Origin of the sequence: Novosphingobium album (ex Liu et al. 2023), assembly GCF_029076845.1 — a bacterium.
Taxonomy (GTDB): Bacteria; Pseudomonadota; Alphaproteobacteria; order Sphingomonadales; family Sphingomonadaceae; genus Novosphingobium.
The window spans coordinates 1-22,042 of record NZ_JARESE010000033.1; the positions used below are offsets into that span (position 1 = coordinate 1).

Annotated in this window: 23 protein-coding genes and 1 pseudogene; 21 read left to right on the top strand and 3 right to left on the bottom strand. The window is 62.9% G+C overall.

Translation table 11 applies throughout. The annotated features are described in order from the left end of the window. Nucleotides 1-52 precede the first annotated feature (52 nt). The 13 genes and pseudogenes from PYV00_RS11035 to PYV00_RS11095 form a co-directional block, all read left to right on the top strand. Nucleotides 53-1,039: pseudogene (locus tag PYV00_RS11035) on the top strand (type IV secretory system conjugative DNA transfer family protein); the annotation flags it as partial. 32 nt (nt 1,040-1,071) lie between these two features. Next, a complete protein-coding gene (locus tag PYV00_RS11040) occupies nt 1,072-1,467 on the top strand; it encodes a hypothetical protein (RefSeq protein WP_275228327.1) in 396 nt (131 codons plus the stop codon). An 8-nt stretch (nt 1,468-1,475) separates the two neighbouring features. Further along, nucleotides 1,476-1,871, top strand: a complete 396-nt coding sequence (locus PYV00_RS11045) for a TrbI F-type domain-containing protein (RefSeq protein ID WP_275228328.1) — start codon at nt 1,476-1,478, stop codon at nt 1,869-1,871. Beyond that, nucleotides 1,858-2,382 carry a S26 family signal peptidase gene (locus PYV00_RS11050; RefSeq protein ID WP_275228329.1) on the top strand — a complete coding sequence of 175 codons (525 nt, stop codon included), beginning with the start codon at nt 1,858-1,860 and terminating at the stop codon, nt 2,380-2,382. The genes PYV00_RS11045 and PYV00_RS11050 overlap by 14 nt, the downstream gene beginning before the upstream one ends. Next, on the top strand, nt 2,379-3,023 hold the full coding sequence (gene traW / locus PYV00_RS11055; protein WP_275228388.1) for a type-F conjugative transfer system protein TraW: 645 nt from the start codon (nt 2,379-2,381) through the stop codon (nt 3,021-3,023). Before PYV00_RS11050 ends, traW begins: the two co-directional genes overlap by 4 nt. After that, on the top strand, nt 3,020-4,048 hold the full coding sequence (gene traU / locus PYV00_RS11060) for a conjugal transfer pilus assembly protein TraU (protein WP_275228330.1): 1,029 nt from the start codon (nt 3,020-3,022) through the stop codon (nt 4,046-4,048). Before traW ends, traU begins: the two co-directional genes overlap by 4 nt. 50 nt (nt 4,049-4,098) lie before the next feature. Beyond that, complete coding sequence (trbC, locus tag PYV00_RS11065; RefSeq protein ID WP_275228331.1) at nt 4,099-4,809, top strand: type-F conjugative transfer system pilin assembly protein TrbC; 711 nt, start codon at nt 4,099-4,101, stop codon at nt 4,807-4,809. After that, entirely contained in the window at nt 4,806-6,530 is a 1,725-nt protein-coding gene (locus PYV00_RS11070; RefSeq protein ID WP_275228332.1) for a conjugal transfer protein TraN, read from the top strand. The genes trbC and PYV00_RS11070 overlap by 4 nt, the downstream gene beginning before the upstream one ends. Next, entirely contained in the window at nt 6,511-7,347 is an 837-nt protein-coding gene (locus PYV00_RS11075; protein WP_275228333.1) for a conjugal transfer protein TraF, read from the top strand. The genes PYV00_RS11070 and PYV00_RS11075 overlap by 20 nt, the downstream gene beginning before the upstream one ends. Nucleotides 7,348-7,405: 58 nt before the next feature. Further along, the gene (locus PYV00_RS11080; RefSeq protein ID WP_275228389.1) at nt 7,406-8,842 is read left to right on the top strand and encodes a conjugal transfer protein TraH; all 1,437 of its coding nucleotides are present in this window, start codon (nt 7,406-7,408) and stop codon (nt 8,840-8,842) included. 40 nt (nt 8,843-8,882) lie between these two features. Further along, on the top strand, nt 8,883-11,663 hold the full coding sequence (locus tag PYV00_RS11085; protein ID WP_342803808.1) for a conjugal transfer protein TraG N-terminal domain-containing protein: 2,781 nt from the start codon (nt 8,883-8,885) through the stop codon (nt 11,661-11,663). Nucleotides 11,664-11,740: 77 nt separating this feature from the next. Next, nucleotides 11,741-12,085 carry a hypothetical protein gene (locus PYV00_RS11090; protein WP_275228335.1) on the top strand — a complete coding sequence of 115 codons (345 nt, stop codon included), beginning with the start codon at nt 11,741-11,743 and terminating at the stop codon, nt 12,083-12,085. Nucleotides 12,086-12,373: 288 nt separating this feature from the next. Continuing rightward, complete coding sequence (locus PYV00_RS11095; protein WP_275228336.1) at nt 12,374-13,078, top strand: thermonuclease family protein; 705 nt, start codon at nt 12,374-12,376, stop codon at nt 13,076-13,078. Nucleotides 13,079-13,450: 372 nt separating this feature from the next. Here PYV00_RS11095 and PYV00_RS11100 read toward each other — a convergent pair whose 3' ends face one another. After that, complete coding sequence (locus PYV00_RS11100) at nt 13,451-13,780, bottom strand: hypothetical protein (RefSeq protein ID WP_275228337.1); 330 nt, start codon at nt 13,778-13,780, stop codon at nt 13,451-13,453. A 317-nt stretch (nt 13,781-14,097) separates the two neighbouring features. After that, nucleotides 14,098-14,289 carry a hypothetical protein gene (locus PYV00_RS11105; protein WP_275228338.1) on the bottom strand — a complete coding sequence of 64 codons (192 nt, stop codon included), beginning with the start codon at nt 14,287-14,289 and terminating at the stop codon, nt 14,098-14,100. Nucleotides 14,290-14,706: 417 nt separating this feature from the next. Here PYV00_RS11105 and PYV00_RS11110 point away from each other — a divergent pair, with 417 nt between their 5' ends. The 8 genes from PYV00_RS11110 to PYV00_RS11145 all read left to right on the top strand — a co-directional run bounded on the left by PYV00_RS11110 (nt 14,707) and on the right by PYV00_RS11145 (nt 19,903). Further along, the gene (locus tag PYV00_RS11110) at nt 14,707-15,180 is read left to right on the top strand and encodes a response regulator transcription factor (RefSeq protein WP_275228339.1); all 474 of its coding nucleotides are present in this window, start codon (nt 14,707-14,709) and stop codon (nt 15,178-15,180) included. A 61-nt stretch (nt 15,181-15,241) separates the two neighbouring features. Beyond that, nucleotides 15,242-15,526, top strand: a complete 285-nt coding sequence (locus PYV00_RS11115) for a hypothetical protein (protein ID WP_275228340.1) — start codon at nt 15,242-15,244, stop codon at nt 15,524-15,526. 22 nt (nt 15,527-15,548) lie between these two features. After that, entirely contained in the window at nt 15,549-16,088 is a 540-nt protein-coding gene (locus tag PYV00_RS11120) for a hypothetical protein (protein ID WP_275228341.1), read from the top strand. 19 nt (nt 16,089-16,107) lie between these two features. After that, nucleotides 16,108-16,413 (top strand): MarR family transcriptional regulator, encoded by a 306-nt coding sequence (locus PYV00_RS11125; RefSeq protein ID WP_275228342.1) that lies wholly within the window; start codon nt 16,108-16,110, stop codon nt 16,411-16,413. A 180-nt stretch (nt 16,414-16,593) separates the two neighbouring features. Continuing rightward, the gene (locus PYV00_RS11130) at nt 16,594-17,181 is read left to right on the top strand and encodes a GntR family transcriptional regulator (RefSeq protein ID WP_275228343.1); all 588 of its coding nucleotides are present in this window, start codon (nt 16,594-16,596) and stop codon (nt 17,179-17,181) included. A gap of 134 nt (nt 17,182-17,315) precedes the next feature. Beyond that, nucleotides 17,316-17,453 carry a benenodin family lasso peptide gene (locus PYV00_RS11135; RefSeq protein WP_275228344.1) on the top strand — a complete coding sequence of 46 codons (138 nt, stop codon included), beginning with the start codon at nt 17,316-17,318 and terminating at the stop codon, nt 17,451-17,453. Nucleotides 17,454-17,558: 105 nt separating this feature from the next. Next, nucleotides 17,559-18,161, top strand: a complete 603-nt coding sequence (locus tag PYV00_RS11140; RefSeq protein ID WP_275228345.1) for a lasso peptide biosynthesis B2 protein — start codon at nt 17,559-17,561, stop codon at nt 18,159-18,161. Next, nucleotides 18,158-19,903, top strand: coding sequence for an asparagine synthase C-terminal domain-containing protein (locus tag PYV00_RS11145; protein ID WP_275228346.1), 1,746 nt, complete (start codon nt 18,158-18,160; stop codon nt 19,901-19,903). Before PYV00_RS11140 ends, PYV00_RS11145 begins: the two co-directional genes overlap by 4 nt. Before the next feature lie 10 nt (nt 19,904-19,913). Here the strand turns inward: PYV00_RS11145 and PYV00_RS11150 are convergent, their stop codons facing one another. Further along, nucleotides 19,914-22,001 (bottom strand): Atxe2 family lasso peptide isopeptidase, encoded by a 2,088-nt coding sequence (locus PYV00_RS11150; RefSeq protein ID WP_275228347.1) that lies wholly within the window; start codon nt 21,999-22,001, stop codon nt 19,914-19,916. Nucleotides 22,002-22,042: the final 41 nt, after the last annotated feature.

Genomic DNA, 22,042 nt, shown 5'->3' on the forward strand with positions numbered 1-22,042 from the left:
CCGGCGCGGCCACCTATCGGCCATCAAAATTGACGCCGACCGGACTCCGTAATCGTCGCGCTACAAGGGCGGCCGGTTCGTCGAGTTCACCATGAAGGCGGGCTTCTGCCTCAATCCGTTCTCGATGATCGATGGCGAGCGGGCGGCCGACGACGAGGACTACCGGCTCGACTGCTTCGGCATGGTCAAGGCCATCGTCGGCCAGATGGCGCGGCACAGCGCAAAGCTCAACGATACCGAGCGCGGCCTGATAGACCGGGCGGTCAACACAGTCTGGAGCGAACGGGGCGTCAATGCCTCGATCACCGGCGTCGGCGAAGCACTGGCAAGTCTCGGCAATGATGCAGCGAGCGATCTTGCAACCGCGCTCGCGCCCTACATGAATGGCGGCACCTATGGTGCTTTCTTCGAGGGCCAGGCGAGCCTCGATCTCGACACTGACTTTACCGTCTTCGAGATGTCGGACCTTGCCACCCGCGAGGAACTGCGCAGCGTCGTGCTCTCGGCAATCATGTTCATGACCGGCCAGGCCATGACCCGAAGCCCGCGCTCGGTGAGGAAACTGCTGCTGATCGACGAGGCCTGGTCGATGCTCAAGGGCGGCTCGATGGGCGAGTTCGTCGAGACCTATGCGCGCACTTGCCGCAAATATGGCGGGGCGCTGGCGACCGCGACGCAGTCACTCAACGACTATTACAAGTCCGATGGGGCGACAGCCGCGCTCGAGAACAGCGACTGGATGCTGATCCTCCAGCAGAAGCCCGAGACGATCGCCGATTTCAAGGCGTCGAAGCGCCTCGACATGGACGACCGCACCGAGACCCTGATCCGCAGCCTGAAGCGCTCGGGCAGCGACTATTCGGAGGTCTTCATCAAGGGCCCGGAGACGGAAGCCATCGGCCGGCTCGTGCTCGACGCCTATTCAGCGACGTTGTTCTCAAGCTCGCCCCAGACCTTTGCCGCGATCGATGCCGAAATCGCGCGAGGCCACCAGCTCGCGGACGCGATCGAGCGGATCGCGTTTGCCAATCGGACCTGACCTCTCCCCCCATCCAAGGACACCCAAAACCGATGCCACTCCATTTCGTTAAACCAATCGACCGGGTCCAAGATGCCCGTGCCGACAGCGACAGCCTCGACCTGGCGGCCAAAGGCTGGCGCGTCCATGCCGCCGATCTTTGCTATATCGTGCTTCGCGGCAGCACTTTCCTTGCTTCGAGCTATCTCATCGCGCTCGGGCTCCCGCTGCTCTTCGTCCTTATGATCTCAGGCGGCGATGCCGGGGTTTTCTTCGCGCATCTTGCGAATATCTCGGAGCGCTTCCTGGGTGCCGAACAGGGCCGCCAGGCCGGATTCGTGGGCGAGTTCAAGTTCGTCCTCATCGGCGTCGCGACGCTCGTCGTGGTCTGGCGCCTGCCGCGCTTCATCAACGATCTCGAGCGCGAACTCTCGGAGGAAAAGCCGTGAGGAACATCTTGGCAACAAATACCCTGCGCGTCCGCATGGGCGGGGTCACGTGGACCACTGCCGCGATCGGCGTGAGCATGGTCGGCTCGGCGCTGTGGGGCATCTGGGCGACCGACAAGCTGCTCGCGCTCGAAAAGCGCGAACTGGTGACCGTCCAGTTGAGCCGCATCATGGGCGATTTCATCGAGGCCGAAGCGCGCGTCGGACGGCCGCCAGACGAAACGAAGATGCGGGTCCAGGCCTATCTCCAGGCGGTCGAAGCGTCGGTCGAACAGCTGGGGCGCCAGGGCCACACGGTCCTTGTCGCCGAAGCGGTGGTGGCCGGCAGCACCCCCGATCTCACCGAAGACGTGCGCGCCGACGTAGCGCGCCGCGTGGGAACCATGCCCGATGCGCGCCGCTGATCTTGTCCTCCGCTCGCTCACGGCGCGTCGGCTTAGCCTGTGGGCCGGCCTGGGCGCGGCCGCCCTCGCGCTCACGTCGCTCAGCACCTTTGCAAAGGATCATGCGCTGATGATCAACGCCAGTCGGAGCCTGCCTTGCTGGGCGATCTGGCTGACACGTGGCGCGCTCCCGGAGCGCGGCGAGATCATCGTGTTCGATCCTCCGGCTTCGCCGCTGCTCGAAAGGCACTTCGGCAAGAAGCCCAAGCCCTTCGGCAAGAAGGTAAGCGGCGTGCCCGGCGATGTCGTGACCGAGAAGGATCGCAGCTTCTTCATCAATGGCCGCAAAGTCGCAATGGCCAAGCGTGCAAGCCGGCTTGGCGAGCCGCTGGCGCTCGGTCCGACGGGCATTGTGCCGGCGGGCTGCTACTTCGTCACGACCGCGCACAAGGACGGCTTTGACAGCCGCTATGCGGCAATCGGGTGGATCTGCGCCAGGCGCATTCTCGGGGTCGGGAGGCCGATCCTGTGACACCGCTGCGCGCCGCCCCATTCCTCCTCGCCGCTCTGCTGGTCGCTGCTCCGGCAAGCGCGCGCGACTATGGCCAGCACGGCACGGTCTGGTCCGTGATCGAGCCTGACCTCCTCGAACAGATCCATGCCCGTCTCACCCATCTCGAGAAGACCGGCGAGACAGCCAAGCTGGGCGAGGAGCTGACGCGGCGTACGATAGCGCGGGTCAACCGCCCCGAGCCGGTCACAGGCATTGGTGCCGCGGCGGCGGCGCGTAGTTGGCGTTTCGATCCAACGATCAGCGTCGAGCGCGACATTGCCGATGACAAGGGACGGGTGATCGTCGCGGCCGGCACGCGCGTCAATCCGCTGGACACCGTGCCATTGCGAGTGCCGCTGGTGTTCCTCGACGGTGACGACCCCGATCAGCTTGCCTGGGCGACCCGGCGCTATGCCAGCACCAAGGCCAAGCTCATCCTCGTGCGCGGCGCACCGCTCGAAATCATGAAGGCCCGCCAGCGCCGCTTCTATTTCGACCAGGGCGGCAGCCTTGTGAAGCACTTCGGCATTCGCGCCGTGCCGGCCATCGTCGAGCAGCAGGGCCGCGCGCTCATCATCACCGAGCAGCCGGTTCGCCCCGAGGCGCGCGCATCGTCATGAGAACAAAAAGCTGCCTTTTCACATGGCTATGCGGTGCGATCCTCTTTTTCGGTCTCACCCTTGCTGCGGCTTCACCTGCGCAGGCATCAGCCGGTCCCGGCCGCTGCACGGGCAAGTTCGTCAATCCGATCACCGACATCTGCTGGTCGTGCCTGTTTCCGATCTCGGTTGGCGGCCTGAAGATCTGGCCCTCGAGCCGTCCCGACACGAGCAACCCGCCGCTTCCGGTTTGCCTTTGCGGATTGCGGCCCGGCATCGCCATGGGCTTCTGGGAGCCGGTGAGGCTTGCCGACGTCAGCATGAAGCCCTGGTGCTTCGTCAATCTCGGCGGGATTAAGCTCGATCCCGGCTTCGACATCGGGTTCAAGTCGATGGCGGGGCCCTCGGCCGTGGGCGGCGCGACGCAGTACAACTCGCAGTGGCACGTCCACTGGTACGCCTATCCGCTGATCTTCTGGATGGAGATCGTCGCCGATTTCCTGTGCCTGGAGCAGGGCTCGGTCGACATTCTCTACATCACCGAGATCGATCCGCTCTGGCAGGACAGCGAACTCACCGCGATCATCAATCCGGAAAGCGTGCTCTTCACCAATCCGCTCGCGCTTGCGGCCTGCGCGGCCGACTGCGTTGCTGCGACGGCCAAGCTTGCGACCGACCAACTCTTCTGGTGCGCCGGATGCCAGGGCAGCATGTATCCCTTGAATGGCAATGTCTCGGCGACAATCGGGCATGTCCAGGCATCGCGGCTCGCTCTCGCCCGCTTCTCCTACAAGCTCCACCGTGAACTCGTCGCCTGGGGCACGATGGGAGCCGAAGGGCTTTGCGGCAAGTACCTGATGCCGGTGATGCGCAAGCAGCAATACCGCTTCCAGGCCACCAATCCCAATCCGCAGACCAGGGGCCGCTACGCCTGCGCAGCCCTCGGCGCCTCCACCACCTTCATGCCGGGGACCCAAGTCTATCCCGCCATCGGCGAGGACATGGGCTATCTGGTCTGGCGCAAACGGAACTGCTGCGCGCTATGAAAATAATCCGTCATCTCCTTGTAATCGCGTCGATCACTGGCGCGGCCGCCATGGCGGGCGCCGCGGCGCAGACGAGCGAAGCCGAGCTCGACTTGGAAGCCATCCGCGCCCGCGCCAAGGTCGAGACGAGCGAAGCCGACGCGCTTGCCGCCAGTGCCCGCGCGCGCGCCGAGGCGCTCCTCAGGCAAGCCAATGACAGCGCCGCCGCAGCGCAGGCGCATGGCAAGCGCTACACCGAGCAGGCGGCAAGATCCGCGCGGCGAGAAGGCGAGGACGTCTTTGACTTCGACAAGATGGTGGCGGATGCGGGCACCGTAGCCAGCGAGGGTCTGGGTGAAGCGCCCCGCTTCATCGCCTTTGCCTCGCTCTCGATGCCGCCGGCGGCCTTGCGCACCATGGCGGACGATGTTGCCCGTGCAGGCGGTGTCGTCGTGCTTCGCGGGCTGCCGGAGGGCAGCGCCACGACCCTGACCGCGGCGCTTTCGAAGATCGCGCAAGACGGCGGCACGCTTGATGCTGTCGGCATCGACCCGCGCCTGTTTCGCGCCTTCGGGATCGAGGCGGTCCCCACCTATGTGGTGACCGGCAGCGACTTCGATCTGTGCGATGGCTTCGATTGCCGGACCCAGGTTCCGCCGCACGACCGGATGAGTGGCAATGTCAGCGTATCCTATGCGCTGGAAACCTTCGCGCAGGGCGGCGGCCCCGGTGCCCTCATCGCCTCCCAACATCTTGCCCGCCTTGGGCGAAGCGCGCCATGAAGCGGCTTCTCCTCCCCATCCTGTGCCTCGCCGCCTGCGCCTGCCTGCCGGCAAGCGTCTGTGCCCAGACCACGACCGATGCCGCCAAGGCGGATGGCAAGGCGTTCGGGCGCGACAAGGCGACCGCAGCGCAGGGCGCGGCGACGACCGAGCCGGATGCAAGCCGCATTCCCAATTTCGGGGGCGTTCCAAGCGAGGCAAGCCATTTCGACGATCCCGACCGGATGGCGCGGGAGGCCGCGAGCCAGGCGGCGGCGAACACCGGATACCGGACCATGCGCGATTCCATGGATCATCGGGCCCGGTTCGCGCCCGAAGATCTCGACGCCGTTGTGGCGCGCAGCAATGTCATCAACGACGATCCGCTTTCTTACACGAGCGGCATGAGCGTCACCAGCACCCAGGGACGCTGCGTGCCGCTGCCACCGGGCAGCGCCTCCCCTGGCACTTACCGCGCCACCTGCAACACCGGCTATGAACTCGAACCCGATCCGATGAGTTGCACGGTCCCGCTCCAGGTCAACGTCGAGACGACCTACGACTACCTCTACTATTGCTCGCCGTCCGGCTCCGGCGAATCTCCCGGCTGCGCGGGGCTTCCCGCCGGCATCTGCGCACGGACGGGATCACATCCCGGGGCGTGCGTCCAAGCGACGACCAGTTCCGAGGGCACCGAGGCATGCGCCGGGCCCGGCGAACCGATCGATGAATATACCTGTTCATCCGAGATCGCCGGCTGGATCGCCCAAGCCGCCATCGCGGAACACACGGTGACCGCCGCACGCGACGAGAGCGGCTGCGCTGCTCATGACGCAAACGCGATGTGCGTCGATTTTGTCGAAACCTGCAGCGACAGTTCGCCTGTGACCCGCATGGTCAATGGCGTTCAGGTTACCCAGCCCTGCTGGGCCTGGCGACGTGACTATTCCTGCTACCGTTATAGGCCGGCGAACGACTGCGAACCACTGGCCGCGAGGCCCGAATGCCGCGTCGTGAGCGAGCAATGCATCACTGACGAGACACCCTGCCGCACTTTTGAGCGGGCATACGAATGTGCGTTGCCCGAGGAGCAAAAGGCAGCGGACCAGTTCATCTGCGATGGCGACGTCTATTGCATCAACGGATCGTGCGAGACGATCGAGCGCGAGCCCAACGACGAGTTCAAGGACGCGGTGGTCGCGCTGAACGCGATGGGGCAGGCCCGGCGCGAATGGGATCCCGACACGCTGACCTTGTTCAAGGGGGAGCGCGAGACTTGCCATTCCAAGGTCTTCGGCGTGGTCAATTGCTGCAAGGGCAGAGGCTTCCCGCTCATTCCCGGGATCAGCCTGCTCGTGGCATTGGGCTGTGACCGCGAGGAGATCCTGCTCCACCAGCGCGATGCCCAAGGCTTGTGCGCCTATGTCGGCACGTACTGTTCGGACAAGATCCTGGGCGTGTGCGTGACCAAGAAGAAGGTCTACTGCTGCTTTGAATCCAGGCTGACCCGCATCTTGCAGGAACAGGGCCGCCAGCAGCTGAGCAAGCCCTGGAACAAGCCCAGGCGCGAGCAGTGCCTTGGCTTCACCATCGACGAGTTTTCACGGCTCGATCTCTCGAAGATGGATTTCAGCGAAGTCTACGCCGAGTTCACCGAGGCTGCTCGCCTGCCCGACGAGCTCGAGGCCGCCACCGAAATCCAGCGGAAAATCGAGGACTATTATGCCCGCGCCAGCCAGTAAGGCCGCCCGGCGGCGGCTTGCCACCGGCCTATTGCTCATCGCTGTTCCAGGCGCGCACAGCGCTCCGGTACGCAGCCAGGAGCCCCCGCTGGTCACGACCAGCGACAGCCAGGACAGCTTCTATTGCGAAGAGCGCCGCCTCGGATACTGGTTTTATTGCACCAAGCCCAGGCCGCCCGAAGTGTGGGAGGAGGCATCCGAGCCTGCCCACAGCGCGACGAGCCAGCTCGATGCCATCACCGCAAACCTGCGCGAACTGAAAGCAAAGGCGATCCTCGAGCCGACGCCGGCCAATGTGACGGCCTATATCCGCTTCCAGCGCGCCCAGCTCGACCGGGCATCGCTGTTCAGCGATGTCTGGCAACGGGCGATCTGGCAGGATCCCGATCTCGACTACACGCTCCAGCGTCCGGTCTCGACGCTCGGCAAGCGCCAGTGGCAGGACGCGCGCAACGCAGAGCGCAATGCGGTCATGGCGCAGCTTTCGGAGCGCTACGGGCTGTTCTACTTCTTCGCGCAGAGCTGCGGGGCCTGCGAAGTCATGTCGCCGGTCGTGCAGAGCGTCGCTTCGAGCTGGCACATCACGGTGCGCGCGATTTCAACCGACGGCGGCCCCTCGCGGCATTTCCCGAACTACACGGTCGAGACCAACCAGCGCAGCCGGATGGGGCTCGAGCCCAAGGTCACGCCGGCGGTCGTGCTTTGGGATGCACTGAAAGGCCAGCCCATCCCGATCGGTTACGGCGTGATGAGCGCCGACGAGCTTCAGGACCGTATTTACCTCCTCACATCGAAGGAAGCCGGACATGACTACTGAAGCATCGCGCCAAAAAGTGGGAACCGGTTTTTGGCGTCAGCAATGCGCGCCAATGCGCATGAAATGTGCCGTCGCCGCGATCCTCGCGGCCACCCTCCCACTATGTGGCGCATCGGCCGATGTCGGCAGCTCGATGGATTCGTTCCTGAACGATGTCGGCGGCGCGGCCAACGTCAATGGACCGACCGCGTTCCAGGGACAGTCGGCCGGCTATTACAGCCTCGGCAATGTCTGGACGCGCTTCCCGCAAAAGACGACCAGCATCGCCAATCTGCAACTGCCGCGCGCCCGCGCAGGCTGCGGCGGCATCGACATCTTTGCCGGGTCCTTCAGCTTCATCAATGCGAGCGAGCTCGTCGCGATGCTGAAGGCGGTCGCCAACAATGCGGTCGGCTTCGCTTTCAGCCTCGCCATCGACACGGTCTGCCCGGAATGCTCGAAGATCATGCAGGAGTTCAGCCAGAAGGCTCAGCTCATGAACAACCTCAACATCAACTCCTGCGAGATGGCGCAGGGGCTGGTGGGGGGGATCTGGCCCAGGGGCGATCTTGCCGACAAGGCGATCTGCGAAGCAATCGGCAATTCCGAAGGCATTTTCAGCGACTATGCCGCCGCCAAGCACGGTTGCGGCACCAAGGGCCAGCGGGCGAGCACCACGGCGCAAGGCTCGGGCAAGTACGACGACGTCAATCCCGCCGTGGCGAGAAACTATACCTGGACGATCCTCAAGAAGTCCGCGTTCTTCTCGCCTGGCGGCGCCTTCGATAAGGAACTCGCCGAATATGCGATGACGCTGCTGGGCACGATCATCTATGTCCCGCCCAAGGACGACGAGCCGGGGAAGTTCGTGCCGATCGTCGGAGAAGCGTCCTCAACGCTCGTCACCTCCCTGCTTGATGGCACAAGCGGTAGTAGCGGCGGGGGCAATGTCCTGATCTTCGACTGCGACGAGCCCGACAAGTGTCTCGATCCCGGCTTCAAGTCGCTCAGCCTTCCGGCATCCAAGGCGCTGCGCCCCCGCGTTGCGGCCCTGATTACCGGGATGGTGCAGGCGATCCATGACGACACAGCGATCACCGATGCGCAAAAAGAACTGCTCCAGGTCGCCTCGATCCCGCTCTACAAGATCCTGACCGTCCAGGCGGCCTATGGCCGCGGCATGCCGACCGATGATCGCGAAACGCTCGCGGAGATCGCCAGCGTCGATCTGCTGTTCGCCCTCCTCGACCGGATCGTCGGCGAAGCGGGCCGCTCGATGTCGAGCTTTATTGCCGCGGACGAAGCCAAGATCGCCATGTGGCAGGGCCAGGTGAACATCGTCTGGCAAGCACTCGCGGACCGGCAGGCGAACACGCACCTGAAGGTGGGCGCCATCATGCAGATCATCGAGAAGACGGCGTTCATCGAGAACGTGCTCGCCGCTTCGATGTCGCCGGGCATGGCCGCCTCGCTCGACTGGTCGCGTGGGCTGACATCGCGCGCCCTTACTCACTGATCCCCCTTTAGCGCGCCGGGAACGGCGGGAGCCCAGCAATATGGTCGAGATTTTCACGGTGGGCGGCGGCGATTACCTGGTCAATGTCTTTCAAGCGGTCGCGGCCTGGACGGGGAATGGCGGCTACAAGAGCCTCCTGCAGGTCGTGATGGTCATGGGGCTTGGCCTTTCCGCCATCACGCTGGCGTTCAATCAGGACTGGCGGGCCTGGATCAACTGGTTCCTGGGCGCCACGCTGATCTATTCGTGCCTGATGGTGCCGCGGCTCGATGTCCATGTGACCGACCGGCTCAACCCCGGCCTCGCTCCCGCCAATGTCAGCAACGTGCCGCTGGGGCTTGCGCTCATGGCTAGCTTCACCAGCCAGGTCGGCGACTACCTGACCGGCTCGGCCGAGGTGGTGTTCGCCCTGCCGGGCGATCTCAACTACTCGAAGAACGGCATGATCTACGGCGCCAGGCTCTACGATGCCACGCGGTCCTTGCGCATTTCCGACCCGGAATTTGCCGCCAACCTCGACGAGCATTTCCGGCAATGCGTCTTCTACGATGTGCTGCTCGGCCGCTATTCGATGAAGCAGCTCGCCGAATCCAACGACATATGGGCAACGATCGCTCCGGGCAGTCAGGCCCGGGCGCAGCGCTTCCTGACCCGCGATACGACGTCCGGCCAGGTAACCTCGAATATCGTGACCTGCCGGGAAGGCTATGATGCGCTGAACAATCAGTGGGCGGGCCTTGTCGACGACATGGGAACCGTTTTCGGCCGCCAGCTCTATCCCAACCAGACGGCGGCGCTCGCCAAGGCCAAGCTGTTCGCCGACCTGCCGGTGGCCTACCAATATCTGAGCGGCGTCTCGGCCAATGCGACCGAAATCTTCAAACAGACCCTGACGATCAACGCGATGAGCCAGGCGATGCATTCGATGGCCGGCGGCAGCGGGGCGTCGAGTGTCGACGTCTATTCCCAGACGCGCGCGGACATCCAGACCGAGCGCACCTATAGCTCGATCGCCAGCAACGCGATGAAGTGGGTACCGCTGCTCAACGTCGTGCTGACCGTGCTCTTCTACGCGCTGTTTCCGGTCCTGTTCCCGCTGTTCCTGATGCCCAAGACAGGGCCACTGGCATTGAAGGGCTATGTGACGGGTTTTTTCTACCTGGCGGCGTGGGGACCGCTGTTCGTCATCCTGCACATGATGCTGATGTCCAAGGGCGCGGCGGACATGAGCGCGGTGGCCGGCGAAAACGGTCTCAGCCTCGCAAGCTTTACCGGCATGGCCGATGTGAACAGCGATATCGGGCTGCTGGCGGGCTATCTTATCGCCTCGGTCCCGTTTCTGGCGGGCGGCGTCGCCAAGGGCGCCATGGCAATTTCGCACCACGCCACGAGCTACCTCAACCCGAGCCAGAATGCCGCCGAGGAAGCGGCGCGCGAGGCCAGCACGGGCAACGTCTCGCTGGGCAATACCAGCTTCGAGAATTCGAGCGTCCTTGCGCGGCAGTTCGCGCAAGGGACGATCGCGCCCAGCTTCACCTCTGGTGCGGCCCAGAACCGGACATTCAGCGACACGGGGGCGATGACAACCAGCTTTCCCGAAGCCAGCTACGATCAGCTTCCCAACTCCAGCTATCCCTTTACTCCAAGCCTCGGGCAGGAGTTCACCTCGCGCCTGTCGACGATGGCATCGCAGGCCCGCTCGAACAGCGAAGGCTATGCCAACATCGCCACCCAATCGACCGCCAGCGCGGTCACAAGGTTCCGCGAGCTGCGCAGCCAATTCAGCCGCGGGTCGAACCTCGAGAGCGCCGCCGGATCCTCCAACTCCGACAGTATCCAGACCGCGTTCAACGAGGTTGACCAGGCATCGACCAACCTGCAGCGTCAGTTCGGTCTTTCGCGAAGAGCGGCGGATGACATCTCCACTGCATGGTTTCTCGGCGGGGAAGCTGGGGCCAGCGCGGGCGTAACCAACGGGATCGCATCAGCCAAAGTCGGCATCAAGGGCGGCGGGAACCGGACATGGACCGACAGCGATATCGGCATTGCTTCCGAAGACCGTTCGCGCATATTCGGCAGTCTCTCGCAGACATCCGACACGCGCAACTGGTCGAACACGCGCGATGGATTCGTCCGCACCGTGACCACGTCTTCGAGTTCCTCGATTTCGTCGCTGGCGAGCGGCATGAATGCCTCGCTCACCGAAGCGCAGACCTATAGCCGGGAGGCGCGCCGCGCCGAGGAGCTCGCCAGCCGACTCGAGAGCCAGGCGTCCTTTTTGAGCAGCGGCACTGCTGCTGGCTCGCTCAACCTCTCGCAGGCGTATCGCGACTGGGGCATTGTCGAGATCGAGCGCAATCGCGATTTCTACGGCTCGGTGCGTTTCGACGACATGAGCTTCCAGTTGAGCAGCCAAGGTCGGGCGCTCCAGGCAAAGTTCGTCGCAAGCTATGGAGATGTGCTGCGCGGTGAGATCGAGGATCAACTGGTTCTTGCCGGTGTCGCTCCGGTCAGCAGGCCGAGCACGCTGCCAATCAGGTCGGAACTCCCGGCCCTGCCAGGAGGCGTTTTCAACGGGCCGCCCATGGATGCATCCCCGGTTGACGATCGCGCCGATTTGCACGGCGAGGTTCGGGCCGCGCAGGCGCAGGGACGCGCGACAATCGAAAACGAGCGAGCGCAGCTCCAACGGTTTACGAGCGGTGCTCGCGGCGCGAGCGCGCAAGGCGCCGACGAAGTGAAGCAATGGAAATCCCCGCATTCCGATCGCGCGCGCCATGGGCCGGCACGGCCGCGGGGACGGCCGCGCCCAAAGAAGTAGGGCCCGGGACAACATGCCGCATGCCCCTGCAACCGATTTTCGTGGACTAACTTCGCGCATGGTCTAGTTCTGCCGCGATGCAGCATGCTTTGACGGAATTCCTTGCGTGGTACGGAGGGATCGTCGAGGCGTTCACCAACGCCGCGCCCGGCAAGGACAAGTTCGTACACTTGTGTGTTGGCATGGCGATCTGGATTGAAGCGGCGATATTTCTCGGCAAGCCGCTGAAGGCCTGGACGCCGCTATTGATCGTCGCGCTGGCTGAATTTGGCAATGAAACGCTCGATCGACTGACCCACGGGAGCTGGCGATGGACTGACACATTGGGAGACATTTACGCGACACTTTTCTGGCCGACCCTGCTGATGGGATTACTGCGGGCGGCGCCGTTCCTTGCCAATTCCCCCACCGACAAGTCCTAGGCGAGCCTAGCAGCCACGCGCGCGGCCAGATGCCCCGGCCGGCGCGCCTATGGGCTCAACTTGCGCACAGGCCTGGGAGGCTATGATAAAAACAGATCGACGATCAATCGCCCCACGAGCGCCAGCATCAAGATGGCGATGATCGCGGCTTCGAGACGTAGGGCCATGATGGTGTCATAGGGTAGTCAAGCAGCGCTGGCGAGGCATGATCGATGTTCTTCCATCCGGTACGCCATTTGGTCGGCGACTTATAAGAAAACGGTAAGCCGTGGCCTCTAGGCTTGCCCCATGAGATTCGTACTGGCCTTACTGGCTTTTCTGATCCCCTTTGGTGCGCAGGCCCAGATCATCTCGGGCAAGGCGATTGCGGTGGATGGCGATTCGCTCGAAATGTCCGGCGCGCGAATTCGCTTGTTCGGCATTGACGCCCCCGAGAAAGGCCAGACCTGTCGCCGCGATGGTGCGGATTGGTCCTGCGGCAAAGATGCGGCCGATCTCCTGGCATCGCTCGTCGACGGGCTAGAGATCACATGTGAGCGCAAGGCGACCGATACCTTTTCGCGCATTGTCGCGGTATGCGTGGCGGAAGGTGTCGATCTTGGAAGGGTCATGATCGAGGCGGGCTTTGCTGTCGCTTTGCCGCAGTTCAGCGACCTCTATGTTCCGGCCGAAAGTCGCGCGCGGTCCCTGCATCTTGGTATCTGGAACGCCGAGTTTCAAATGCCTTCCGACTACCGGGCGGCGCATCGAGACCAGAAGCGTTCGCGCGATGGCACGGCCATTCCCTCGCGTCGTCCCAGTGCGGCCGGCGTGGCGAGCGCGGCCCAGCCCGATTCCGGCGGCTGTGTCATCAAGGGCAACCGCAATCGAAAAGGCGAGTGGATCTACCACCTGCCGGGGATGCCGTACTACGACGGTACCCGGCCCGAAGAGATCTTCCGTACCGAAGCGCAGGCACGCGCGGCGGGCTATCGCCGCGCTCTTACCCGTTAGCCCTGAGTGCGTGCCAGTGGATCACTCGGCGGGCGTTCGATGGACGATAGGTGAATAGGAGTTGTCGAACCTCTGGCTTTCTCTCGATGTCGCCGGTGCGCTTCGACAAGTCGATCTCGGAAGATCAGAAGATAATGTCGTAGATCTACTGCGCACGCCTGCGCGCATCTTCGACAATCCGGAACTGGTTGCGAGTTGAGCCAGGGTATTCTGGTTGGTCGCTAATATCGATGGAGTCTTCGAATTCGGCAATAACGGCGTTGTTCCGCTGAATCCGATATCTGACGCGATAGGGTTTCCTCTCTGGAAGAAATCCATAGCTGATCGTCACGACAATAGTCGCAGCGTCAGCACATCGGGGGCTCGAACCTGTCACGAACAGTGCTTCCCCCCTTGTGTGTACAATTTGCGCCCTTTTTTGTGAGCAAGAGACGTCAACTCTCCAGAAGCCGCCATCGTAATGCCGTTGCCGGCTCTTTCCGCGAAGACCTTGTCATCGGCTGGAACTGTTGGGTTCCATAGTCCTGGCGCGACCTCGCCCACTGTGCAAACCCATTGGTCCTCGCTTGCCCATACGACAGCGTCGTTCGCCAGCGCGTAAACGGTTGTCGTCTCACCGAGGATGCAAAGCCCAAGACTTGCGATCGACCAAAGACGAGAGAAGCCACCTGTCAGACGCGGCGCGAGAAGCGGAACGGTCATGGGAGGAACTCCTTGCAGTCCCTCGGGCGGGTCACGGTAGGAATGATCTCCTCAACATCCGACGAGCCGGAAGCGATTGGCGAGTGAGGGCAAGCGGGACGTGAGCGACACCAAGTCGAACCGGCCTGACAAGGGACCGCGTCGCCCGCACTGCAAAGCCATTCCACTGAAACACTACGGCAGCAGCGGCTTGGGCCACCTATAAAGCTCGATCGCGAACGCTTGGCATGCATCGCCGAGCGGCATCTTCATCGGATATTGGCCAAGGGTAACTTCATGGCTGCCTCGTGGCTGGAAGCTCATGAGCACTTCGCTTGCTACATGCCGCCCAGGATCGCCTCTACCTCGTTCGCGGAGAGCTCGCAGTGTGTTATCCCTCGTTCCGATTTAACGAGGATGTCGATGGCCCATTGAACATGACCGGCCGCGATCATTTCCCCTTGGTCCACCAGCTCTTTCAGCGCCTGTTCCATCAAGTTAACGGTCGCTTCCTTGGGATGATGCTCCATTGCTTCCTCCGCATGAGCTGTTGTCGCTGCTTCAAAGGTGCTTGCCGGGATCTCTTGCGGATGTGAAATCGCAAGCCCGCTCGGGGTAGTGTTATATCGGTTGCCTTGAACTCGCTGTGTTCTTCGGTGACCGATTTTTACCCTGGACCGAGCGTTTCAACAAGATGATGGGCACAGGAAGAAAGTCGGCCTGGGATGACAACCCACGCGCCAACCAGCTATGAGATTTTTGAAATCCGACTTTTCGCGAGACATCGCCGCCTTGCGACACGAGCCTGTGTATTCGACAACGAGGGAATGAAGCGCGAATTGGCCAACACGAGATACGATCGGGTCTGTCCTGCTCGCGACGGGCGCATGACCTGCCCGGAGCCGACGTTCCATGGTCTGCGATCGACCCTGCCGCGATGAAGCGCCATGTCGATTGATGCCGCGAAGCGACTGGAACGTCTGTCGCCCCGTCAGCAGCAGTGCCTGAGACTGGTTTACGAACGTCGTACCTCAAAGGAGATTGCTCTGGAGCTCGGCCTCGGGACGGGCACTGTCGATGCCTATCTCAAGGAAGCGATCGCGGTGCTCGGCGCACGAAATCGCCGGCATGCCGCGGAACTCCTGCATGCCCATGACGAGAAGACCTGCTCCCCCGGTAAATTGGGGGCCGAAACACTGGGGGTCGGCACATCGGGCGATGGGGAGGCAGAACGATTTCAGGACGGGCGGTCTTCAAACTGGACAAGCCTGCTTCCCTATCGTCCGCACGGAGCAAACGGCAATGACCTCAAACCTCTCTATCGCGTCTTCTGGATCGGCCAGATCGGTATCGCCTGCGCCACCGGCTTTGGCATGCTCGTCGTCGGGCTCGAGGTTCTCTCGCGACTCATCGGAAAATGAGCTGTCGAGCGCGACCCCGGTCGATCTGCTCGTCGAGGAACTGCACGCTTACGAAAAGCTGTTGCAAGCACTTTACGCCAAGGGCGGAGAACTCGCGACGGCCGCGGTCGCTGCCCAGACACAGAAGAACATCTCGCCCGTCGCCGGTCACCAGATCCTGTCGTCCATCAGCAGCGCGCAAATGATGGTATCCTCGGCTCTCGGCCACATGGCGGACGGTCATCGCCAACTTGAGGCGCTCGGGCGCAGACTGGGCATCGATGTCTCCTCTTTCGGCGACGTCCTCAAGCCCCCGCAAAGCGTCGTCGTTCCGGCCGTCCTGGAACCGGCGGCGCGGCGGGCTTAGAGACGATAAGTGATCCATCATCTTGGTCGGGATTGTTCTCTTCGTCGTCTTGATGCTTGCCGTGTCGGGCTATGCTGGCTGGCAAGGCGGCGTACCGGAACGCGTGGCGGCGGCATCGATGTGCATTGCCATGGTGGCAACCGCGAGCACCAACATCGATGCCGCCCTCGCGTTTGCCCAGGTGCAATGGGCACTGCTGTGGATCGATGTCGGACTACTTGTCGCCCTCACTCTAATCGCGATCTTTGCCGACCGGTTCTGGCCGCTTTGGTTGGCTGGAATGCAATTGGTCGCGGTTGCGGCTCATGGCGCCAGGGGCTACGATGCCGCGATTGTACCGCTCGCCTACTGGTGGTTGATCGGCAAGACCTCGTATCCGATGGTCGCCTTGCTTTGGTTGGGCGTCCGACGGCACCGTCAGCGGCGGCGGCTGGCTATGCCGGAATATTCCTGGTCGTTTCAAAGATGGCGCATTCATGACTCATCTCGGTGTGCCAGCCAAGCCGGACGAAGAGACGCTCGCGCGCCTGGGCCAGATCGCCTACAAGCTGAGAAGGCTTAGATGTAAGCACCTTGCCAGCGTGAGCGAGACCTTTGCCGATCCGGCGTGGGACTTGCTGCTTGATCTGTATATCGCGTGGCATTCGGGCGCGAACACATCGGTGACGGCAGCATGCGCCGCAGCCTACGTGCCGCAATCGACAGGACTGCGGTATCTGGACAAGCTGGTCGAGAGCGGCCTCGTGACGCGGTTGCGCCACCCGCGCGACAAGCGCACGTACAGCGTGGCGCTGACCAGTTCCGGGCTGGAGGCGATGAACAAGATTCTGGCTGAATTTGCCGACCTGATCATCGCCGCGGGTATCGTCAGGCGGAACGTCGAATAGCGCAACGCGCTTGCAATCGGTCATTGCCGATGCCGCCTGGGCCAAGCCTTCGCTTGCCTATCGGGCGCGACGGAAGGCGGCGGTCCGGTTGGTCGATCGGCACCGGTGTTTCGAGCCGATCGCGGCGCCATGCCGTTTTTTGTGGAACCGATCGGCGGGATCCTCAGGCGGGAGCGACCGATGACGGCAGATCATCGAACAAGCGAGCGGGTCTACGCCGCGCTCAAGTCCGATCTTCTTGATGGGATGCGGCGATCCGGCACTTTCAACATCAGCGCGCTCGCCGTGCATTATGAGACCAGCGCCACACCGGTGCGCGAAGCGCTATTGCGTCTGGTCGGCGAAGGCCTCGTCGACATGCCCGACAGGGGAGGCTTCGTCCCATGCACGATCGATGTCGAACGCGCCCGCGACCTTTATGACATCAATCTGGCGCTGGCGCTTGCCATGCTGGCTCGCTGGGCACCCTCATCGCCGGAATGGCCAGGCACGCCGGTCAGCGACCTCAAGCCTCCGGCCGACCGCCTGTTTTTGGAACTTGCGCGTCATACGCAAAACCTGGAATTTGTCGCAATAATCGGCTCGCTTAACGACCGCATGCGGCCAATTCGCAAGGCGGAGGCCATCCAATTGTCTGGACTACGGCGTGAATTTGACGCCATCGAACAGTGTTTCCGGCAAGGAAATTGTCGAGCGCTTCGCCGGACGATTGTTCAGTATCATTATCGCCGCTTGCGAAATGTCGAAAAAATTGTCGCTGCTATCTAAGGCTCCGCGCAAACCAAGATCCCGGGACATATATTGACGCATTTTGGTGTCATATTTGCTTGGGTATATCATCAAGAGGAAGGATGATTCCGGAGGGTCGCGGCAACGCGGCTCAAACCCAAAGGAGCATACCGATGAACCAAGACAGAGAGCACGACGAAGAGGACCTGATCGACCTCGGTGCCGTCACCAGCGAAACGCACGGCAACTTCGGAACCGTGCAACCGGATTCCCCGCAAAATCGGATTCAGCTCGGCGTTCTCGCCGACTGAGGCCGGGCCCGCGGGTCGGCGCGATCCATCGCCGCCGGCCCGCTGTGGCTGGCAGGGGGAATTGCGATGCTTTCACCCAGGGTATTTCATTGTCGCGTTGGCGAGATGGTCATTTTTCTCGACGTCAGGCGCAACCGATACCTTGCGCTGGCATCGCGGACAGCGAGCGCTCTCATCGAAGAGGAATTCGCGAACGTCCCGGGCCCGATTCTGCAGACAGTTGCACAAATGGGCTGGTTTGCGCCCGACGCCCGACCTCTGCCTGGAGCGACGGCGCCGACTTTGGCCAATCGCGAACTGGCCGCGTTAGCGCGGCATGAGCGAGGTTCCCGCGCCTTGATTGGCCAAGCGCTTGTTGCGCTCGTCTACGCCCGGATATCGCTGCGCACCATGCCGCTCGAACGCCTTCTCGCCGCAGTGGCCCGGCGCAGCGCGAATGCAGGGGCTAGGACCGGATCGCGCGCGATCGCCGATCTTGTCGCTGCATTCGAAACGACCGCTCGCTTTACGATGCCGCGAAACAGCTGCTTGCCCCGCGCGCTCGCGCTGCATGCGCTGCTTGCTCGCCATGGTCATGCCTGCACGCTGAGCTTTGGCGTGAAGTTGCATCCGTTTGAAGCGCACTGCTGGTTGCAGCGGGACGCTGTGCTCATCAACGACACTATCGAGCAGGTCGGTCTGTTCGTTCCGATCATGGCGATCAGATGAGCGACCGCTACCTCGCCGCGATCGTGATGCGCGAAGATTGCCGGGAGGCAAGGCGGGTGGGGCCGGTTGCGCGTCGCCATGGTCTTCACATCGCGCTTGAAGCAGACGATCTGGTGATCGCGGCCCCGCGTGAGGCGTGGACCCAATCCACCGAGCGGTCGGCGAGCGCGGTCGTGGGCAATCTGTATTTCCGCACGGGGCCATGCGACAGCCTTGACGGTTCAAATGAGAGCACGGCCTCGCTGACCAGTTGCCTGGCACGCCGCGCGCTGGGTGACGAGTGCTGGGGCTCGTTTCTGGCGATCCATCTTGACCGCCAGGACGATGCGCTGATCGTTCATCGATCTGCCTTCGGTTCGATCAATGCCTATTTCACGCTTTTGGGCGGGATGCTGGCCATCTCCTCCGACGCGAGGATTCTGGCTGAACTCATCGGCGCGCGCGCGATCGACTGGGACGTGATGGCACGGCAGCTTCTATGGGATGACCTTGCCGAATCGCGGACCTGCGTGGCTGGCATCAGCGAAATCCGCTGCGGCGAGGTACTGAGATGGAAGCGCGGCGAGAGTCCTTCGACCGCGGCCCACTGGAACCCGTGGAACTTCACCGCGAATGATCGCGTCATCGCCGAGCGCAAAGAAGCGTCGGCCCGCCTTCATCACGACATTTTCGAGTACATCGGCAAGCGCCTTGCGGACCTCGACGGGGCCATTCTCGATCTTTCGGGAGGGCTTGATTCGTCAATTATCGCCGCGGTCACCGCTCAGAGCGGTGTGTCGCTGTGTCCGGTCAATCTCTTCAGCGCCGCCACGGAAGGCGATGAACGCCATTACGCGCGGACCACGGCGAACCGCCTGGGATTGCGCCTCATCGAATATTGCCCCGATCCCGATCGGGTCGATATCGTGCGATGCGGCTCTCCCCAGCTGCCGCGCCCGCACGCGCGATCGTTCGTCCAGGAGATCGACCGTCTCACGCTCTTCGCCGCGCCGGAGGCAAGGGCTTTCGTCAATGGCGGCGGCGGCGACAGCGTGTTCTGCCATTTGCAAAGTTCTGGGCCGGCGGCCGATGTGCTCGGCGCCTGCGGCTTCGGGCCGGCGTATTTCCGGGTGGTGCATGAAGTTGCCCGCGCCGCCCAGTGCGGCACTTGGGAAGTTTTGAGAAAGAGCCTGATCAAGGCGCGCCGCAGCCACGCGGGTCTTGAAGCGCGCAGGGACACCAGTTTTCTGGCGAGACCCTGGAGCGCGAACGAAGTGTTGCACCGGCCGCCCTGGCCAATGCCGCCCGCGGTTACGCCACCGGGAAAGCGCGAACATGTACTCGGGCTCTACAATAGCTGCTTCAATATGAATGGATTTGGGCGCTCGCGGCTGCTCAAGCCTGTCTTTCCCCTGCTGTCGCAGCCACTTGTCGAAACCTGCTTGGCGATACCGAGCTGGGCTTGGCTCGGCGAGGGCCGCAACCGGTTGCTGGTACGGCGAGCGATGGCTTCCTATTTGCCGGACGAGGTGGTGTGGCGAACTTCGAAGGGTGGACTGGGACACCTGCAGCGCGAGATTTTCAGGCGCAACCGCGACCTGATGCGTGAAATGCTCCTGAGCGGGCGCTTGCAGCGGCAGGGGCTGCTCGATCGACCCGCCATCGAAGACCATCTCAAGCCTCATAGTGCTCTGAAATCCGACAAATATGGGCGCTTGCTCCGGCTATGCGACTTCGAGGCCTGGATCTCGTGCTGGGACTGAAGCGCCGTGCTCAATCAGATTGCGGACACGCCGCCGGAGCGCCCGCTCTCCAGGTGATAAGCTTGGCCATGTTGCGTCGATAGATCGCCTGGCGATGGGCGGGTTGCCATTTGACATGATATTCGTCGGGATAAATGTACATTTCAGCCGGGATCCGATGGGCGCGAAGCGATGCCAGTGATGCCAGGGCCATCCGCGCTTCGCGATCGGCTGCTTCGATGAGAATTTCGGCACAGATACGCTGCGCATTCATCGCCAGGCTTATCTTGGCCCAGCTCTCCTTGTTGCGATCCCAAGGCAAGGGATACTGATAATCCTTGAGCATCGCCTCGTAGGCGGGCCCGATCGCTGTCGTCGTCACGCTGGGATCTTCGCAGCATGTGCCAAGGATGGCGAGGCTGAACAGACGCGAATGGATAAGGGCATACGTCGCTGTCGAAGCCCCGTCGCTCAGCCCGGTGATGGCGCGATGGGCCGGATCGATGGCGACGCGGCTTTGGACGAGCTTTATGGCGGTAACGAGCGAATCGTGCACGCTGGCACGATCGGTCCAGTCCCGCATGAGCTTCTCCTGGTCCACTGGGCGGCCCGACCTCGCAAGCATCGTGTTGTAGTCCATCGGCCGGCTGATGCTGAGCACGGCGAACCCGGCCTCGGCCAATGGAAAAATGGGATACTCATCGCCGATCCCGCCGCGCAGGAATCCGCGCGTGTCATACTGCACCACGACCAGGGGCAAGGCCGCGCCCGCTGGCGTCGTACTGGGCATGACGAGGTCACCGATCGCCTCGAGCCCGAAGCGGTTCTTCCAGAAAAGGCGATGCACTGGCGCGGGTGCGACCTCATCCCATTCCGGATTCAAGTCGACGATCGTTCGGATTTGGCCGTCATCGAGATCGATTTCGGCAATGTCGCGCGGGTGGTCCGATCGCTCCCGTCCGCACAAGAGACGATGCGCCGCGAAAGCGCAGCCGGCAAAGGCGTCGCTTGTACTGGCCAGGCGTCGCGGGTGGCCGTGATCGATATGCCAGCGGTAGATCCCTGTCTGGGCGCGGGCAAAGCCCTCCCGCCGCAGGAAAACGACATCAGTTCCGCCAGGCAAGAGCCATGCCGCGCCGACATCGGTGCATGTCGCGTAGCCACATGCGATTTCCCGCCCGCCTTGTCGCACATGGAGCCGCGAAATGTAGGCAAATCGGGGGCTGGGATCGAATTCTACCCATGCCTTGTCGGCGTCGGCCTGCGCGATGCTCGCAAGACCATTGTCTGCCCTTGCATCTTCGCTGGTTCCAGGGCCGGCGGGTGCCATGCGGGCCACGCGGGCGGAGTCTGCGAAAGTGCCTCGCGGAAATGGCCGCGGCTCCGCGAGCATCCAGAATCGATCATCATAAAGATAACCCTCCCGGCCTTGATCCGCGAGACGACGCCGCGCCTTCTGAAGCCCCTCGTCATCGGCATATGTGATTGCGGAGCCATCGGCCGACCACGCAAAGTCCGTGACGTTGGCACCGTGCCCCGAGACGGGGAACAGCATGCCGCCCGAGCAGCGCGTGACGAACAGACGGATTGTGCCCGCCTCCTGCATGAGAAACGCAAGCCAGCTTCCATCGGGGGACCATCGGGGCGTAAGAGCGACGGCTCCGCCGGAAGGAAACCCGGCGAGCCCATCGAGCGTGAAGCTGGCCCGCGCGAGCTCATTTCCGATGACGATGATGCGCTGCGCTGCTTTGGGCTTGGCCAGATCAAAGATAAGGATCGCCTGACAATAGGCATTGGCCGCCGGGTTCGCCTGCCGAACCTGCACGGCGAGTTGGCGGCCGCCAGGCGCTATCGAAAAGCCCGCAGGGGAACCCATGTCGAGTGCAGAGGGCCCGAAATCGCGCAACGCCAACAGGTCGGCGGGCACAGCCGCCCTGCCGTGCTCTTGCCTGGGCAGGCGGAAAGCCAGGTTCTTGCAAGTGTCGGCAGGCGCAGCGGGCCGCTCAATGTCGAAGGGCTGAGAGCCTTCCCGAGCATCAATTGCCGCTGTGCTGGTCAAACGGACGGTGTGAACCAGGGCGAAGGCCCATGGAGCGGGCAAGGTGAGGAAGAGCAGCATGCCAGGCACCGCCGCCAAGCGTGCCAAGCGCGTGAACCGCG